At 73.1% G+C, this 16,650-nt stretch carries 12 protein-coding genes; 4 read left to right on the top strand and 8 right to left on the bottom strand.

Translation table 11 applies throughout. The features are described 5' to 3' along the window. Positions 1–562: penicillin-binding transpeptidase domain-containing protein (locus ABT053_RS40100; protein WP_350976728.1), on the top strand; the 562-nt coding region annotated here is incomplete at its 5' end. Between the two features lie 392 nt (positions 563–954). Here ABT053_RS40100 and ABT053_RS40095 read toward each other — a convergent pair. From ABT053_RS40095 to ABT053_RS40080, 4 genes are all read right to left on the bottom strand, one after another. Continuing rightward, on the bottom strand, positions 955–3,189 hold the full coding sequence (locus tag ABT053_RS40095; protein WP_350976727.1) for a S9 family peptidase: 2,235 nt from the start codon (positions 3,187–3,189) through the stop codon (positions 955–957). Then, a complete protein-coding gene (locus tag ABT053_RS40090; protein WP_350976724.1) occupies positions 3,189–4,976 on the bottom strand; it encodes an N-acetylglutaminylglutamine amidotransferase in 1,788 nt (595 codons plus the stop codon). The genes ABT053_RS40095 and ABT053_RS40090 overlap by 1 nt, the downstream gene beginning before the upstream one ends. Positions 4,977–5,070: 94 nt before the next feature. Further along, positions 5,071–7,608 carry a glutamate--cysteine ligase gene (locus ABT053_RS40085; protein WP_350976722.1) on the bottom strand — a complete coding sequence of 846 codons (2,538 nt, stop codon included), beginning with the start codon at positions 7,606–7,608 and terminating at the stop codon, positions 5,071–5,073. Positions 7,609–8,068: 460 nt separating this feature from the next. Next, positions 8,069–8,605 (bottom strand): hypothetical protein, encoded by a 537-nt coding sequence (locus ABT053_RS40080; RefSeq protein WP_350976720.1) that lies wholly within the window; start codon positions 8,603–8,605, stop codon positions 8,069–8,071. Between the two features lie 296 nt (positions 8,606–8,901). Between ABT053_RS40080 and ABT053_RS40075 the strand changes: the two genes are divergently transcribed. After that, positions 8,902–9,510, top strand: a complete 609-nt coding sequence (locus ABT053_RS40075) for a class I SAM-dependent methyltransferase (RefSeq protein ID WP_350976718.1) — start codon at positions 8,902–8,904, stop codon at positions 9,508–9,510. A gap of 206 nt (positions 9,511–9,716) precedes the next feature. On the opposite strand, the gene ABT053_RS40070 is transcribed toward ABT053_RS40075, so the two are convergent. Then, positions 9,717–10,178, bottom strand: coding sequence for a cupin domain-containing protein (locus ABT053_RS40070; protein ID WP_350976716.1), 462 nt, complete (start codon positions 10,176–10,178; stop codon positions 9,717–9,719). Between the two features lie 163 nt (positions 10,179–10,341). Then, a complete protein-coding gene (locus ABT053_RS40065; RefSeq protein ID WP_350976713.1) occupies positions 10,342–11,325 on the bottom strand; it encodes an NAD(+)/NADH kinase in 984 nt (327 codons plus the stop codon). A gap of 283 nt (positions 11,326–11,608) precedes the next feature. On the opposite strand from ABT053_RS40065, the gene ABT053_RS40060 reads away from it, so the two are divergent. Continuing rightward, on the top strand, positions 11,609–12,667 hold the full coding sequence (locus ABT053_RS40060; protein WP_350976710.1) for an LLM class flavin-dependent oxidoreductase: 1,059 nt from the start codon (positions 11,609–11,611) through the stop codon (positions 12,665–12,667). Positions 12,668–12,818: 151 nt separating this feature from the next. Then, on the top strand, positions 12,819–13,781 hold the full coding sequence (locus ABT053_RS40055; protein ID WP_350976708.1) for an endonuclease/exonuclease/phosphatase family protein: 963 nt from the start codon (positions 12,819–12,821) through the stop codon (positions 13,779–13,781). Positions 13,782–13,911: 130 nt separating this feature from the next. Here ABT053_RS40055 and ABT053_RS40050 read toward each other — a convergent pair whose 3' ends face one another. Next, a complete protein-coding gene (locus tag ABT053_RS40050) occupies positions 13,912–15,216 on the bottom strand; it encodes an MFS transporter (RefSeq protein ID WP_350976706.1) in 1,305 nt (434 codons plus the stop codon). A gap of 173 nt (positions 15,217–15,389) precedes the next feature. Continuing rightward, complete coding sequence (locus ABT053_RS40045; RefSeq protein WP_350976703.1) at positions 15,390–16,463, bottom strand: GntR family transcriptional regulator; 1,074 nt, start codon at positions 16,461–16,463, stop codon at positions 15,390–15,392. Positions 16,464–16,650: the final 187 nt, after the last annotated feature.

Genomic DNA, 16,650 nt, shown 5'->3' with positions numbered 1-16,650 from the left:
CAACGCCTATGCCGCGATCGGCGCGCGGGGGAAGTACTGCGCGCCGATGGCGATCACCCGGATCACCGACCGCAACGGTAAGGTCACCGACTACAAGCCCAAGTGCCGCCAGGCGATCGATCCGGAGGTCGCCGACGCCGCGGCCGACGTGCTCTCAGGAGTATTCACCGAGGGCACGATGCGCGCCGTGGGCGGCATCGGCCGCGACGCCGCCGGCAAGACCGGCACCACCGACGACTACGCCAGTGCCTGGTTCGCCGGGTTCACCCCCGACCTGGCCGGAGCGGTCAGCATCGGCGACCCACGCGGCTCACAGAAGCACAAACTGACCGGCGTCACGATCGGCGGCCGCTACTACGGCATCGTCGCCGGTGCGAGCGCCCCGGGTCCGATCTGGAAGGACACGATGCTGGCGGCGCTGAAGAACGTCGAGCCGACGTCCTTCACCCCGATCAACACCGAACGCTTCGGCGGCTGCGGCCAGAGCTGCCGGCCCGCACCACCCCCGCCGGACGACGAGGGCGAGGGGCCCATCGAGCTCAACGGTCCCAACCTCCACTGATCCGAGCCGAACACCGTGGATCACGGTCCCCCTGACCGCCACCGGACGCGGGGAGCCCGCCTCGACGGGGCCGGCGGGCTCTCCTCGTCCGGCGCGGACCGAGATCGGCGTCGTCGTCCACGCCGTGGACGACGCCGGCGGGCGGCGGATCCTCGGGTCTCGCCGGTAGACCCGGTCGTGCCCGTCGGCCTCGCCGAGCATCAGCTGGATCCGCCACGGCCCCTCCGGGTCCTCGCGAACCCGGATGTCGTGGACGCCGGCGGGAAGGATCTCGTCCGGCGGCCACGGGCGCGGCGTGCCCAGCGGTCCCATCCCGCGACCAGGCCGCGCGCCGCGGCCCGGTCATGGCGGAGGAGACCCACGGTGTTTCCGTACGCGGCACGCCGCCACTGTCACCGAGGCGGATCGGACGGGCCGAGCGGGGAGGAACGGTCGGGGACCTCCAGGTGCCATCTGAGCCACTCGACGACGTTCTTGACGAAGGTCACCCGGTTGGCGATCTGCCGGATCTCGTGGCCCTCGTCCTCGAACAGCAGGAGCTCGCAGGGCACCTCCCGGGCCCGTGCCGCCTGAAGGGCCTGCTCGGCCTCGTACAGGGGGACGTTGGTGTCGCGGGCACCGTGCACGATCAGCAGCGGGGCGGCGAGCCGGTCGAAGGAGTGCAGGGGTGACAGTGCCCGCAGCAGGTCGCGGTCGGCGACGGGGTGGCCGTACTCGCTGACGGCCGCCGCGGCGATCCACGGCTCGGTCCGCTCGTAGAAGGTCTCGAAGTCGGCCATGCCGCAGACGTCGACCCCGGCGCGGAAGAGGCGCGGGTGGGTGACGAGGGCGGCCAGCGTCAGGTAGCCGCCGTACGAGCGGCCCATGCACGCGATCCTGGCCGGGTCGGCGAGGCCTACCCGTGCCAGTTCCAGCGCGCAGTCGGCGACGTCGTTGATCGCGTCGAAGCGGAGGGCGTGGTTGTCGGCGTTGCGGAAGGCCCGCCCGAATCCCGACGAGCCGCGGATGTTCGGCGCGAGCACCCCGATCCCGGCTGCGAGCAGGTTCTGGAACAGCGGGTTGAAGGTGGGCCGCTCCTGGCTCTCGGGACCGCCGTGCAGGTAGACGACGAAGGGCACCGGGCCCCGGGCGCCCGGGACGCGGTAGAGCCAGCCGGTCAGCTCCATGCCGTCGCCCGCCTGGAAGCGCATCAGCTCCGCGCCTGCCGCCCCGGGGATCCGCCCGGAGCCCGCGATCCGCCGGTAGCCGCCGGTCGCCAGGTCGCAGAGCAGCACGTGGGAGGGGTGGCCGGGCCCTTCGGCCGCCAGGACGGCCAGGTTGCCGTCCAGGGACACCCTGATCGAGGACACCACCTCGGCGGGCAGGGGCGGGAGCGGGCGCGTCCGTCCGGTGGCCGTCTCGATCACCTCCAGCTCCGACCGGCCGGAGTCGTTCCACACCAGGACGGCGAGGCGGCCGTCGGCGCTGAGCGCGAACTGGTCCAGCTCGGCGTCGGCGCGCTCGGCCAGCACGATCCCCGCCCCGTCCTCGCCCACCGCGACCAGCGCGGCCCGGTCGCGGCCGACGTCGGACAGCAGGTAGGCGGTCGCCCCGTCGGGAGAGAGGATCCCGTAGTCGGTGGTGCCGGTCAGCCCGGCCAGCAGCGGCCGTTCGCCGGGGCCGGGCAGGTCGCCCGCGGCCTCGTCGGGAAGGCTCGCGGGCAGGCCTGGCGGGACGTCGGAGAGATGGCCCGCGGGAAGGTCGAAGCGGATCCCGGCGGGAGCGTCGCCGGGGAGCCCCGGCGGGACGTCGTGGGGATCGCCGGGAGGGAGGCCAAGGCGGATCGAGGCGGGCAGGTCGGCGGGGAACCCGCCGGACGCGTCCGGGGGGAGGTCCCCGGGATGGGAGAGACCGGGAACGAGAGCTCCGGTATGGGAAGGATCAGGGACGAGACCCCCGGGACGAGGCGAAGAGGCGACGAGACCGTCGGGGTGGGACGAGCCGGAGACAAGAGCGCCGGGATCACCGGGAAGGTCGGCCACGTACATCCGGCGCACGCCGCGCGGGCCGCGGCGCAGCAGCATCCGCCGGTGGTCGCGGCTGACCGCGGCCGGCTGCAGGAGCGCCCCGCCCGCGATGACCTCCCGGTTTCCCGAGGCCGCGTCGATCAGCACCGCGTCCGTACGGCCCGACGAGGAGACCTCCGCGACGAGGAGGACCTCCCCCTGGCCGGTCCAGCGCACGAACGAGGCCGATCCGCCCTCGGGGGCGGCCAGCGGGCGCAGGTCGCCGCCGTCGGGCCGCACCGTCCAGACCTGCGTGTGCTCCCCGCCGCCGGGCACGACGAGGACGGCGAGCCGGCGGGCGTCGGGGGACCAGCTCACGTCGGCGGCGGGCTCGGGTCCCGTGTCGACCGGCCAGGCGTCCGGCTCCTGAAGATCCCCCTGGAGGTCCTCCGGGCCCTCCCCCGGGAGCCACGACTCCAGCTCGGCGCCGAGGGGCTGGATCCAGACGCGCGGCGAGCCGTCCCGGTCGCCGATGAAGGCGACGGCGCTCAGGTCGGGCGCCAGCGCGGGCGCCCGGCAGCTCCAGGCGGTCAGGCCCGTGCCCATCGACGGGCGAGAACGGGCGCCAAGAATTTCGGTCATCAAACTCCTTGTGCCTGCAACCACAGCTCCAGGAGTCCGAGTTGCCACAACGCGTTGGCACCCAGGGTAGTGCGATGCTCGTCCGGCGCGGCGAGCAGCTTGTCGACGTACGGCTGGTCGAACAGCCCCCGCGACCTGGCGGCCTGCCCGGTGAGCGCGTCCCTGACGAGCTCCAGGAACGGGCCGTGGATGTGCTTGATCGCCGGGACCGGAAAGTATCCTTTGGGCCGGTCGATGACCTCGGCGGGCAGCAGCTTGCGGGCGGCGCCCTTCAGCACGCCCTTGCCGCCGGAGGCGAGCTTGAGCTCGGGCGGGCAGGCCGCCGCCAGCTCGACCAGCTCGTGGTCGAGGAACGGGGTCCTCGCCTCCAGCCCGAAGGCCATGGTCATGTTGTCCACGCGCTTGACCGGGTCGTCGACGAGCATGACGTTCGTGTCCAGGCGCAGCGCCGCGTCGAGCGCGGTGTCGGCGCCGGGCCGGGCGAGGTGGCGCCGGACGAAGTCGCCGCTGACGTCCTCGTCCAGCATGTACTCCGGCGACAGGATCGCGCCCAGCGTCCCGTGCGAGCGGTCGAAGAACTCCCGCTCGTACGCGGCGGCGGCGTCCCCGCGCGACACGCCCGCGAGCGGCGGGTACCAGCTGTAGCCCGCGAACACCTCGTCGGCGCCCTGGCCGGACTGGACGACCTTGACGTGCTTGGAGACCTCCTCCGACAGCAGGTGGAAGGCGACGCAGTCGTGGCTGACCATCGGCTCGCTCATGGCCCGCACCGCCTGCTCCAGGGAGGGCAGCAGCCGGGCGTCGTCGATGGGGATGCGCCGGTGATCGGTGCCGAACTCCCTGGCGACCAGGTCGGAGTAGGCGAACTCGTCCCCCCGCTCCCCTCCCGCCGAGGAGAACCCGATGCTGAAGGTCGACAGGCCCTTCTGCCCCTCCTCGGCCAGCAGCGCGACGATCAGGCTGGAGTCCAGGCCGCCGGAGAGCAGCACGCCCACGGGCACGTCCGCGACCATGCGCCTGCGTACGGCCGCCCGCAGCCGGTCGAGCACGACCTCGCCCCACTCGTCCGCGGTCAGCCCGGCGTACTCGGGCAGGGCCGACCGGGTGTAGGGCGGCTGCCAGTAGAGGTGGTCGGTGACGGTCCCGTCGGGCTCGACGGTGCGTACGGTGGCCGGGGGGAGCTTGCGCACCCCGGCGAGGATGGTGCGCTCGGCGGGCACCACCGAGTGGAAGGTCATGTAGTGGTGCAGGGCCACCCGGTCGATGCCGGTGTCCACCCCTCCCCCGGCGAGCAGGGCGGGCAGCGACGAGGCGAAGCGCAGCCGGCCGGCGTCCTGCGCGACGTAGAGCGGCTTGATCCCCAGCCGGTCGCGGCCGAGGGTGAGCCTGCCGGTGTCGCGCTCGGCGACCGCGAAGGCGAACATGCCCTTGAAGCGGCCGACGCAGCCGGTCCCCCAGTGGTGGAAGGACTTCACCAGCACCTCGGTGTCGGAGGTGGAGAAGAAGCGGTAGCCCAGGCCCTCCAGCTCCTCGCGCAGCTCGCGGTAGTTGTACAGGCACCCGTTGAAGACCCCGGTCAGGCCGAGGTCGCTGTCCACCATCGGCTGGGCGCCCCGGTCCGACAGGTCGATGATCCTCAGGCGCCGGTGGCCGAGGGCGACCGGCCCCAGCGACCACAGGCCGGACCCGTCGGGTCCCCTGTCGCGCATCACGTCACTCATCCGGGCCACGGCGGCGACGTCCGCCGGGCGGCCGTCGAACCGGAGCTCACCGCTCAGACCACACATCGAAACCCCCCGGTGACCGGCGCGGGCCGGAGCCCGGCGCCCTGGTCACACATCTCGTACGTCGAACTCTCCGGTGACCGGCCCACGCCCGGGCTCACCGCTCGGGCCGGGTGTCGGCGGGCCTCCTCGGCAACCAGGTGTCCTTGGAACCGCCTCCCTGGGAAGAGTTGACGATCATGCTTCCGGCCGGGGCGACGCGGGTCAGCGCCGTCGGCGGCACGGTCGCCGTCTCGCCGAAGCAGACGAAGGCCCGCAGGTCGACCACGCGCGGGCTCAGCCGCTGCCCGTCGAAGGTCGGGTGCGTCGACAGCCGGATGGTCTCCTGGGCGACCCAGCCCTCGGGCGCGGCGAGGATCGTCTTCCTGACCTGTTCGAGCTCCTCGGCGGAGGCGTCGGGGCCGACGACCACGCCCTGCCCGCCGAACCCGTCCACCGGCTTGACGACCAGCTCGGCGAGCCGGTCGAGCACCTGCTCGCGGTCTCCGGCGTCCCGGCACAGGTAGGTGGTGACGTTGTCGATGAGGGGCCGCTCGCCCAGGTAGTACTCGATGAGGCGCGGCACGTACCGGTACAGGCACTTGTCGTCGGCGACGCCGTTGCCCGGCGCGTTGGCCAGGACGAGCGCGGAACGCTCGACGGCGTCCATGATCTCCAGCCCGAGGTGGCCGTCGAGCAGCTCGCTCTCGTCGATCCTGCGGTAGAGCACCTCGATCCTGCGCCCGCCGATCTCCAGGTGGCCGTTCTTGAAGGACAGGTCGGCCGGTACGGCCAGGGCCACCCCCAGCTCCTCGGCGAGCATCCTGTGCTCGTAGTAGGCGGAGTCCTTGGGGCCCGACGAGACCACGGCGACGGCCTCCGGGTCGCCGGAGCCCGCCGCGAGCAGCGCCTCCCGCAGCACCCGCAGGCCCTCCCTCGGGTCGGCGACGCCCTCGCCGGGGACGAGCTCCGGCATCAGCTCGGTGATCAGCTGCCTGTTGGTCACCGCGTACCCGAGGCCGGAGGGCACCCGCAGGTTGTCCTCGAGGACCGCCCAGCGGCCGACGTTGTCGCGGACCAGGTCCAGCCCGGCCACGGCGCAGCGCACGGTGCCCAGCGGCACCCGGCGGCCGGGCCTGCGGTAGCCCGGGGACTCGTCGACCACCCACGCGGGGATCGTGCCGTCCCTGATGATCTCGCGCCCGTCGTAGACGTCGTGCAGGAACGCCTCCAGCGCGCGCACCCGCTGCGGCAGGGCCCGCTGGATCCCGGCCCACTCACCGGCCTGGACCAGCCGGGGGACGAGGTCGAACGGGTAGATCCGGCTCTCGTCGCCGCCCTCCACCTGGAAGGTCATGCCGTTGCGCCGCTGGTAGGCGTCGCGCTTCTCCTCCCGGTCGCGCAGCCCCTCGACGCCCAGGCGGTCGAGGGCCCGCAGCACCGGCTGGTAGGACTCGCGCACCGTGCCCTCGATGATCGCCTCGTCGCCGGGTGCCTCGTAGCCGTCGAGGAGGTTGGTGTGCATCCTCGGCATCGGGCCGCCGAAGGCGGTCTCCCACTCCTCGGACCGCGTCTCGGCGATGACGAGGTCGACCACGTCGGACAGCCGGCCGCTGCGGGCGTACGCCTCGCGCTGGCGGGCCGCGGAACTTCCCCGCCCCAGCGACTCCCTGGCGAGGGACGTGACGAGCTCCCAGTCGCCGCACTGCTCCAGCTGCGGGCGCAGGCCGTTCACCATCCGCCGGATCACCTCGGCGGCCGGTCCCGGGGTGCCGTCGACCGGGTCGACGAGGTCGCCCTCCAGCCCGGAGCGCGAGGCCCGCCACGACGCGGCGCGGACCATCTCCAGCCGGACCGTGCGCTCGGGACCCTTCTGCGCGGCCTCCAGCTCCCTGGCCACCAGCGCCCTGAACAGCCCGGCGATCAGCACGATGTCGCCCACGCGGGGACAGGCGTCGCAGACCCGCAGCTCGATGGTGGGCAGGTGCGCCGAGGGGCGGATGTCGAAGTAGATCATGCCGGGGTCGGTGATCACCCCGGAGGCGACGAGGTCCCGCACCACCCGGTCGTACTCGGCGGCCGACTCGAACCTGGGCACCGGACCGGCGGTGGGCCAGCGCTGCCACAGCAGCGGGCGGTAGCTGGCGTACCCGGTGTCGGATCCCAGCCAGTACGGCGAGCTGGCGCTCAGCGCGAGCAGCGGGGGGATCCAGGGGGCGAGGCGGTGCGCGACGGCCACCGCCAGGTCACGGTCCTCGACGTCGGCGTGGAACTGCGTCCCGCAGATCAGCTGCTCGCGGGTGAGCAGCTGGTAGTCGGCGAGCATCTGCTCGTAGCGGGGATCGGGGGAGATCTTCAACGCCTCCAGATCCACCAGCGGCACGCTGCCCGCCGCCACGATTCCCAGGCCGAGGCCGTCCGCCGCCTGGATCACCGTGCGGCGCAGCGCGGTCAGGTCGTGCCCGAGGTCCTCCAGGTGCATGAAGGGCCTGCTGTTGGCCTCGACCACCGAACGCTGCAACTCGTGGGTGAAGCGCTCCGCCGGCAACTGCTCCAACAGGACACCGGCCCGTGGGACGAGGTGCCGGGTGTCGACATCGACGACGTGGAACTCCTCTTCGACACCGACCGCGATCGGCCCCGCCAGACCCGCCATTTCATCACTCCTGAAGTACGCCGGTTCATGGGGTTTTTTATTCTTTGCCCGAAAAAAGGAGTTCCGCACTTCACGGGGCACTTTGGGGGAAAGTGAGGCCGTGCGAGCGCTCCCTGTCGCGGGACAGACCCGCTTCCCTTACGGCGCGCGGACTCACCTTTTCCGGCCGGGAGATCTTCACGCGGGTTTCGAACAGGGCATCGACGGTCATCGGTGAGCGGGACGGGCGCCCTCCGGCGGAGCCCCATCCGGAGGCACTGAGAGTTAATGGACCGTCACGCCCGGCCCGGCATGATCCTCCTGGCCTCGTCACACCTGGCGCGGCGTGATCGTCTCCGGGCCCGTCACGTCTCGTACGACGTGATGGTCCCCGGTCACGGCGGGAACCCGTGACAACCCTCGCTCACGGCGAGGATCCCGGCCGGGCGCCCTCCGCCGTGCCCGGCTCGGTGGCCGGAGCCTACCCGGGCGGCTCCCCCGCCGGGGACTCGTCACGCCCTGACGGGCCGGACGGGCCCGATGGATCCGATGGATCCGATGGATCCGATGAGCCTGATGGGCCGGGGAGCGGCTCGGCCTCGTCCGGCCGTGACTCGATCATGAGCGGCGGCCGGGGCGCGTCGTCCGGCGGCGGCCCGAACGTGTCGGGAAACGCGTGGATCCCGAGCGTCTCCGGACGCTCGCCCGACGGATCGGGCGGGTCGAGGAGCTGCCGGACGGGCGGGCTGTCCAGGAACGTGGAGACCGCGTCGACCACCCCCTCCCCCAGAGGGCGGAACACGTCGACCACGGCCTGGGCGGGCGGGCCGAGGCGGGTGCCGACCTCCTGGAGGAAGTCCTCCAGCACCTGCGGCAGCGGCGGCACCGGCAGGCCGAACTGGGGCTTCGGCCGCGCCTTCTCCGGTGGCGTCCAGCGCATCGAGTCGTCGCTCATGGCGAGCCATTCGTCGACGGCGCCGTCGATGGAGTCGAGCACGTGATCGGAATCGTCTGGCATGGCGGCTCCCCTCATGACCGGGATCCGATAAGACGACGGTACCTCTCCCCGCCGCCCCCGGGCAGGGGCGGGTGGGTCCCCGTCACCGTGGTGTCGTTCCCCGATATCCCGACCGGCGGCCGTACAGTGGCGGTACGGCAGCGGTACGGCGGTGGTACGGCGGCCGAACGGTGACAAGGCCCGATCATCAAAGCCCGTCAAACTGGCATAACCCCCTTAACAGGGGGAATAAGCTGTCGATGCTCTCTCAAACTCGTCCTGCCGGTAGTGACACGCTCACATTCCTCGGCGCGATCATGCGTAACCCCCACCAGCTGGGGGCGATCGCTCCCAGCTCGAAGGCCGTCGCCCGACTGGTGGCCTCGATCGTCCCCACGACCCCCGGAGCCGTGGTCGTCGAACTCGGCGCCGGCGGCGGAGTGATCAGCGACGCGATCCGCGACCGGCTGCCCCCGGGCGGACGGCAGCTCGCCGTCGAGGTCAACGAGGGCATGGTGGACCACCTGCGGCGCAGCAGGCCCTGGCTGGAGGTGATCCCCGGCGACGCGGGCGACCTCGGCAAGCTGCTGCGGGAGGCCGGCCTGTCCCACGCGGACGCGATCGTCTCCTCCCTTCCCTGGACCCTGTTCGAGGACGCCCAGCAGAAGCGCGTCCTGGAGGAGATCGCGTCCTCACTCGCCCCCGGTGGTGCCTTCAGCACCATCACGACGCTGACCGTGATGCCGTTCCGGCGCTTCCGGCACTTCCGCGGTCTCATGAACGACACGTTCGAGACCGTCGACACCCTGGGCCCGATCTGGCGCAACGTACCGCCCGCCCTGGTGTACGCCGGAGTCGTGGCGGGCGACCGGCTGGCCGGGGAGACGGCCGGCGGCCGGGTGACCGGGGACCCCGGCGGCGAGTGAACGGCTGAACGGCCCGCCGGGGAGCCACCCGGCGGGCGGACGAGCGAAGAGCGAAGTCGGGGGTGATCGGCCGGGGTTCCTCCCCCCGGACCGCACAGACTGAGCAGACCGGACAGGCCAGACAGACCTGACAGACCTGACAGACCTGACAGACCTGACAGACCGAAGGGCGGTTACGGGCCTCGCGACGGCGGCGAGGTCCGCCGTCATCGTGAGGTCAGGACCGGCCCCGTCCACGTGAGGTCGTCCAGGTTGACCACGATGGCGTCCTGGGTGCTGCGGGCGATGACCACGATCGCCTCCAGCTCGGGGTCGGGGTTCTCCTCGCGGTGCGGGACGAAGGGCGGCACGAAGATGTAGTCGCCCGGTTCGGTGTCGATGCGCACCTCGACGGGCTCCTCCCCCTCGACGTCGGCGAAGACGAACGACGGGTTGCCGCTGACGACGTAGATGGCGGTCTCGGACTCGCCGTGGTGGTGGTTCGCCGAGACGGTGGCGGGCGCCACGTGGGTCTGGCCCATCCACAGGCGGCTGGAGCCGACGGTGGCGCCGCTGATGGCCGCGCGGCGGCGCATGCCGCCGGTCTGGGCGGTCTCGGAGGTGAGACCGCCGGGCGCGATGTGGTGCAGGCGGCGGTGGAACGGGTCTTCCGGAAGGACGATCGGCATCGGTCGCTCCTTGGTGCGGTGCGGTTCGGCTCGGTTCGGCTTGGTTCGGCTCGGCTTGGTTCGGTCGGGGGGCGCGGGCGCCCCGGGGCTCCCGTCACGTCGAAGCCGGGGGACGGCACGTCCCGACGCGGTTCGTGAACCGGGCCACCGCGCCGCCCGGCGGTCAGGCGGAGGGTGCCGGTTCGTCGGGCGGCGCGGTGGCCCGGTGTCCGCCGCTCGTGGCCTCGGCCCTGCGGCGCAGCTCGGGCGGGATCAGCTCCAGCAGCTGATCCGGGCGCAGGGGCAGGTCGAGAAGGCTGAGCTTGACCCGGCTGCGGCTGGTGTGCTCGCTCGCGGAGAGCCTCACCACCTGCCCGGCCTCGGCGCGCAGGGTGACGTTCACCTTCTCGCCGTGCCCGAGCTCGCCGGACGGGGTCCCGTCGACGTCGACGGTGACGGGCGCGCTGTCGTCCGCCACGGTGAGCCGGACGTGATCGGCCGCGCCCAGCACGACCGGCCGGCTCACACCGGACATGGGGGCGACCGGGGTGATGACCAGGGCGCCGGACGACGGGGACAGGACCGGGCCGCCGGCCGCGTAGTTGTAGGCGGTGGAGCCGGTGGGGGTCGAGACGACCACGGCGTCGGCCCGGTAGTAGCCGTACCGCAGGCCGTTGACGGCCAGGTCGAGGGAGGCGGCCCCGGCGCGGGACGACCGGCCCAGCACCAGGTCGTTGAAGCCGGACCGGGTCGTCAGCGGCGTCTCGCCGGCGTCCACCCGCAGGGCCGCGTACTGCTCGACGGTGAAGTCTCCGGCCGTCAGCCGCGCCAGCGCCGAGGGCAGCTGGGCCGGGTGGACCTCGGCGAGGAAGCCCAGGTTGCCGTGGTTGACCCCGAGCACGGGCACGGGCCGGCCGATCACCAGCCGCATCGCCCCCAGGATCGTGCCGTCGCCGCCCAGGGCGACGAGACCGTCCACCTCGGCCACGAACCGGCCCTCGGGGACGACCTCGACCCCGGCCGGTACGCGGTCCCGGTCGGCCTCGCGGGCGAGCACCCGGGAGCCCCGGCTCCGGGAGGTCTCGACGATCGCGCCGACCGACCGGTCCACCCGCTTGGTCGGATGCAGTACCAGACCGACCGTGCTCACCCTTGGTTCCGGATCCATGCCCTCACTCTAGGTCGGCCCCGCGCGCGGCGATCGGCCGAGGCGCCCGCGCCCCGGACGGCGGGAGCCCGGCTCCCGGCGAGATCCGCGAGTACGCCGGAGGTGAGACCCCGCGGCCGTGGAGGGCACCGTCCCGGCCGGGGCCCTGGCGGCTGGAAGTGACACCCCCGGCCGGGCGGATTTCAGGTTTCCTGACAAATCCTGACTCATGACTGTCGACTCCAGCAAGATCAACCCGGGGGCCGGCAGAAATAAACCTCCGTCCGGCCTGGTTGCCGCCTGCATGGCTGATGACGACATCCGCGGGACGGTCCGCGGCTCCTCCGAGGTACCCCTGTCGATCCTCGAACTGGCGACCGTCGGTTCGGGGGTGACGCCCACCGAGACCCTGAGGGCGAGCACCGAGCTGGCCAGGCGGGCGGAGGAGTGGGGTTATCACCGGATCTGGGTGGCCGAGCACCACGGCATGCCGTCCGTGGCGAGTTCCTCGCCCGCCGTGCTGATCGCTCATCTGGCCGCCGCGACCAGGAGCATCCGGCTGGGGTCCGGCGGCGTCATGCTGCCCAACCACGCCCCGCTGGTCGTCGCCGAGCAGTTCGGCACCCTGCACGCGCTGCACCCGGGCCGGATCGACCTCGGGCTCGGCCGGGCCCCCGGCACCGACCCCGGCACGGCGAGGGCCCTGCGCGGGCGGCACGGCCTGGACGCCGACGACTTCCCCGAGCAGCTGGCCGAGCTGACGGCCTTCCTCGACGGCTCGTTCCCGCAGGGCCACCCGCTGGAGCGGGTCGTCGCGGTGCCCCGCTCGCCCGAGTCTGGCCGCCCGCCGATCTGGCTGCTCGGCTCCAGCGGCTTCAGCGCCCAGCTCGCCGGGATGCTCGGCCTGCCGTTCGCGTTCGCGCACCACTTCAGCGGGAACAACACCATCCCCGCCCTGGAGCTGTACCGGTCGTCCTTCGAGCCCTCCGCCGTCCTCGACCGGCCGTACGCGATGATCGGCGTCTCCGCGATCGCGGCCGAGACCCCCGAGCGGGCGCTGCGCCTGGCCCGTTCCGGCGGGCTGTCCATGCTGCGGCTGCGGCGCGGGGCCCCGCAGCCGATCCCCACGCCCGAGGAGGCCGAGAGCTACCCGTACAGCCCGATGGAGCGGGACTTCCTCGACGACCACCTGTCCAGGGTGGTGCTGGGGGACGCCGCCGGGGTGCGGCAGGGGCTGGAGGATCTCCGCAAGCGCACCGAGGCGGACGAGCTGATGATCACCACGATGGTGCACAGCCACGCCGACCGGGCCCGTTCCTTCGAGCTCATCGCCCAGGCGTACGACCTCACCACCGGCTCCTGACCCGGGCGCCCGCCGCCCGCGTCCCGGCTGATCGCCACGGTCCTCGTTCCGTCATCCAGCGAGGGGTGCCTGGCCGGATATCGCATGACTACTCCGGCAAAGACCTTGATCTCCACCGAATCTGCACAGAAGACCGTTACGCTCCGGGTGCATGATCAGATCGAGATGGGTGAACCTGCTGGTCTGGCTGCTGGTGCTGCCGTTCGCGGCCTGGGCGGTGCTCAGGGCCGGCGGATGGACCCCGGTCTGGCAGTGGGTCGCCCTGGTGGCGTTCACGCCGTACGTGGCGGTGGCCTCGGTGGTCCCGCTGCTCCTGGCCCTGGGGCTGCGCCGCTGGGCGGCCGCGGCCCTCGCCCTGGTCACGAGCGCGGTGCTGGCGACGGCCGTACTCCCCCGGCACTTCGGCGACGGCCCCCAGCCCGCCGCCGACGGGGGGCGGCTGCGGGTGCTCGCCGCGAACCTCGCCGTCGGCGCGGGTGACACCGACGCTCTGATGAGGCTCGTACGCTCCCTCGACCCGGACGTGCTCGCCCTCCAGGAGGTCACCCCGGCCGCGCGCGACCGCCTGGAGGCGGCCGGGCTGCGCGAGCGCATGCCCCACGTCGTGGACCGCGCGGTCGACGGGGTGTGGGGCTCGGGCGTCTACTCCAAGCATCCCGTCACCGAGAGGCCGCTGATCGCGCTGGGCAGGTTCCGGCAGGCGCGAGGGGTGGTCAAGCACCCGAGCGGCCACGAGATCGAGGTCGTCTCGGTCCACCCCTGCGCGCCCCGGTACGGCGACAGGGTCCCGTGCTGGGGCGACGGGCTGCGGGCGCTGCCCAGGGCGGGCGGGCAGCTGCGGGTGCTCGCGGGCGACTTCAACGCCACCCTCGACCACCGGCTGGTACGCGACCTGCTCGACAGCGGCTACCGCGACGCGGCCGACGTCACCGGGAACGGGCTGACACCCACCTGGCCGCAGCAGGGCTGGGAGCCCGTCCCCGGGGTGACGATCGACCACGTGCTCGCCGACTCGCGCATGGCGGTGAGGAGCTTCGGCGTCCACCGCCTTCCGGACACCGACCACCGCCCGGTCTTCGCCGAGCTGGGCCTGCCCCGCTTCACGAAGCGCTGACCCCGGGCCCGGGACCGGACCACGAAGCGCTGGCCCGAGCCCGGGACCGGACCACGAAGCGCTGACCCCGGCCCGGGACGACTCCTCTCACCCCCTCTCACGGTTCGCCACGGTTCGCTCGCGGTTCGTCTCACGGGCCGCCGAGCGGGGCCCGCGCAACCGTGGACCTTCGCGAGCGGGCCCCTCCGAGGAACAGGACCAGGGCGAGGAGGGCGTACGGCACCGCGGCGGCGGTGAAGATCGCGGCGTGGCCGGTCAGCACCGAGGCCGCGGCGTAGCCACCGTAGACGAGGACGGCGCCCAGCTCGGTGCCCAGCCCGGCCAGCGAGGTCACGGTGGCGCGCGCCGGGCCCGTGATGCTCTCCTGCAACCGCACGTCGGCCAGCACGCTCGCCATCTGGAAGACGCAGAAGGCCACCGCGAGGGCGACGAAGCCCGCCGCGACCCCGCTGGCCGCGCCCGCGCCGAGTGCCAGCGCCCCGAACGCGAGGAGCGCGGCGAACTCCCGGTCCGTGAAGCTCCGACCGGCCGCCGCGAGCACGCCACCGGCCGCGATCCCCACCGAGACCAGAACCACCAGGAGCGGCACGACGTGCGTGGCGACGCCGGTGCCGATCGCGAGCAGCGGGGTGTACTCCTCCAGCGAGCCCCACAGGGCGGTCACCGCCGGCACCAGCAGCAGCGCCCGGCGCGTCGGGCGGTCGGCGCGTGCCGCCCGCAGCCCCTCGCGCAGGATCGCGGCGTAGCCGCCCGCGGGCGCCTCCTCGTCACCGGATCCCTCGGAAAGCCCCTCGCCCTCGCGCCCGGTCTCCTGTCCGGTTTCCCGCCCGGTTTCCTGTCCGGCGCGTGCGCGGTGTTCGGGGAAGGCCAGCGCGGCCATCGAGGCGAGCACGCACGCCAGGACGCTGCCCGCGGCGACCAGCGGGTAGCCGCCCAGGGCGAACACCGGGGTGGCCACCGCCATGGACAGCACCGCGGCGCCCGTACCGATCGCGCGGGTGCGGCCCATGACGGCGGCGTAGCGGCCGGCCGCGCCCAGGCGGTCGAGCTCGGTGTAGACCAGCGCCTCCAGCGCGCCCGACTGCAGCGCTCCGGAGGCGCCCCACAGGACGAAGCCCGCGGCGAACACCCAGTAGGAGGGCGCCGCGACCCACAGGCCGAAGCCGACGGCGGCCAGCAGCGGGGCCAGGGCGAGCAGCGCGCGCCGGGAGACGGCGTCGGCCCACACCCCCGAGGGGACCTCCAGCACGACGGAGGTGACCGACCAGATCGCGAGGAGCGAGGAGATCTCGGCGGTCGACAGACCCGTGTCGACGAACAGCAACGCGTAGAACGGGTAGAGCAGGACGAACTCGTCAAGGAGCGTGTAGGCGTAGAGCGTCGCGGCCAAGCGCTTCGCACGCCCGTCGGGCGCGCGGTGGAAAGAAGTGGTCATGGGGTCCTTCTCGCGGGGACTGTGCGGACTCGGGATGCTCGGCATCTCCGGAGGTCCACGGCAGCTCGCGCCGGACCGACCTATCGTTGAGGATCAATGTCGCCAGGTCATAAGGCAGACCATACAACCGCGCCGCCCGCCACGGCCTCCCCTTTTTTCCAGGCGGGAGGCGGTCAGAACTCGTCGTGCCCGGTGACCTGGCCGATCGGGAAGATGTGCCTGCTCGCGGCGCAGATGGTCTCCAGGACGTGGACGGGTACGTCCTCGTCGGAGTAGCCGGCGCGCAGGACCTGGACGACCCACTCCCCCGGTTCGAGCTCCAGGGTCTCGTACTCGAAGGATGTCGGCGGGCGGGCCGTCAGGTTCTCCTCGGCGTGGCCGAAGGTGTGGCCGAGGGCGACGAGTGCCGACTGGAGCGACGGCTCGACGAACCCGGGTGCGGCGAGACGGGTGCCCGCGAACAGGTCCGCCCGGAAGTAGCTGGTGGCGACGCGCACCGGGACCCCGTCGGCCGTCATCATCTTCCGGCGGGCGATCACCTCGGCGCCGGGCTCGACACGCAGGCAGGCGGCCACCTGGTCACCGGCCGGTTCCGGGCCCACGTAGAGCATCCTGCGGCCCGGCGTGACGCCCTGCCTCTCGGCCTCGGCGAGGAACAGGGACGCGGAGGCACGTACGGCGGGATCGGTCGGCAGCGCCCGCCGCACCAGGACCCTGGGCGCTCGGACCGGGGACCCCCCGGAAGCGGCATGGAGCGCGGACCCTCGGGGGGCGCGGAGCGTGGACTCCCCGGGGGCGCGGTCCGCAGACTCCTCGGAGGCGCCTGTCGCGAACTCCTCGGGGAAACGGTCCCCGGACTCCTCGGAGGCACGGAGCGCGGGCTCGTCGAGGGCGCGTGCCGCGGACTCCCCGGAGGTGCGAGGAGCGGGCCCCTCCGAAGCGCGGGCCGTGGACTCCTCGGGGGCGCGGGCTGCGGACTCCTCGGGGGCGCGGGCCGTGGACTCCTCGGGGGCGCGGGCCGACGGCCCCTTTCGCATCTGGGAGATGCGGCCGGGGGACACGCCCAGGCGCGTCCCCACCTCCTCCAGGCTCATCCCGGAGTCACGGGCCTCGGCGATCGCCTGGCGGCGCATCTTCGCCGCCTCCGCGACGAGTCCCTGCTCCTCGGTGATGAGGCGGCTCAGCACGCGTGCGCGCTCGATGGGGTCGCTCAGCCCGGAAACCTCGCGCAACGTCTCCAGATCCATCGGGGTCCGCCTCCTCGCGCTCGACGCCACCGGGGATTTTAGTCCCCCTATTTCGGCGCCGGGCCGATGCCCGCGCGGACGGGCCGGAAAGGGAACCGGAGGGCCGTCCGGCGACGGCCCCCGCGCCGTCGCGCGCGCCGGCCGGAAACACGGGCCGTTCACTCCGGGGGAGAACGCCCGGTCAACG

The sequence above is a fragment of the Streptosporangium sp. NPDC002524 genome, from assembly GCF_040295985.1.
In the GTDB taxonomy this organism is placed as follows: domain Bacteria; phylum Actinomycetota; class Actinomycetes; order Streptosporangiales; family Streptosporangiaceae; genus Streptosporangium.
Note: the sequence above shows the minus strand (reverse complement) of the source record. Positions and strands in the feature narration are given on the sequence as shown.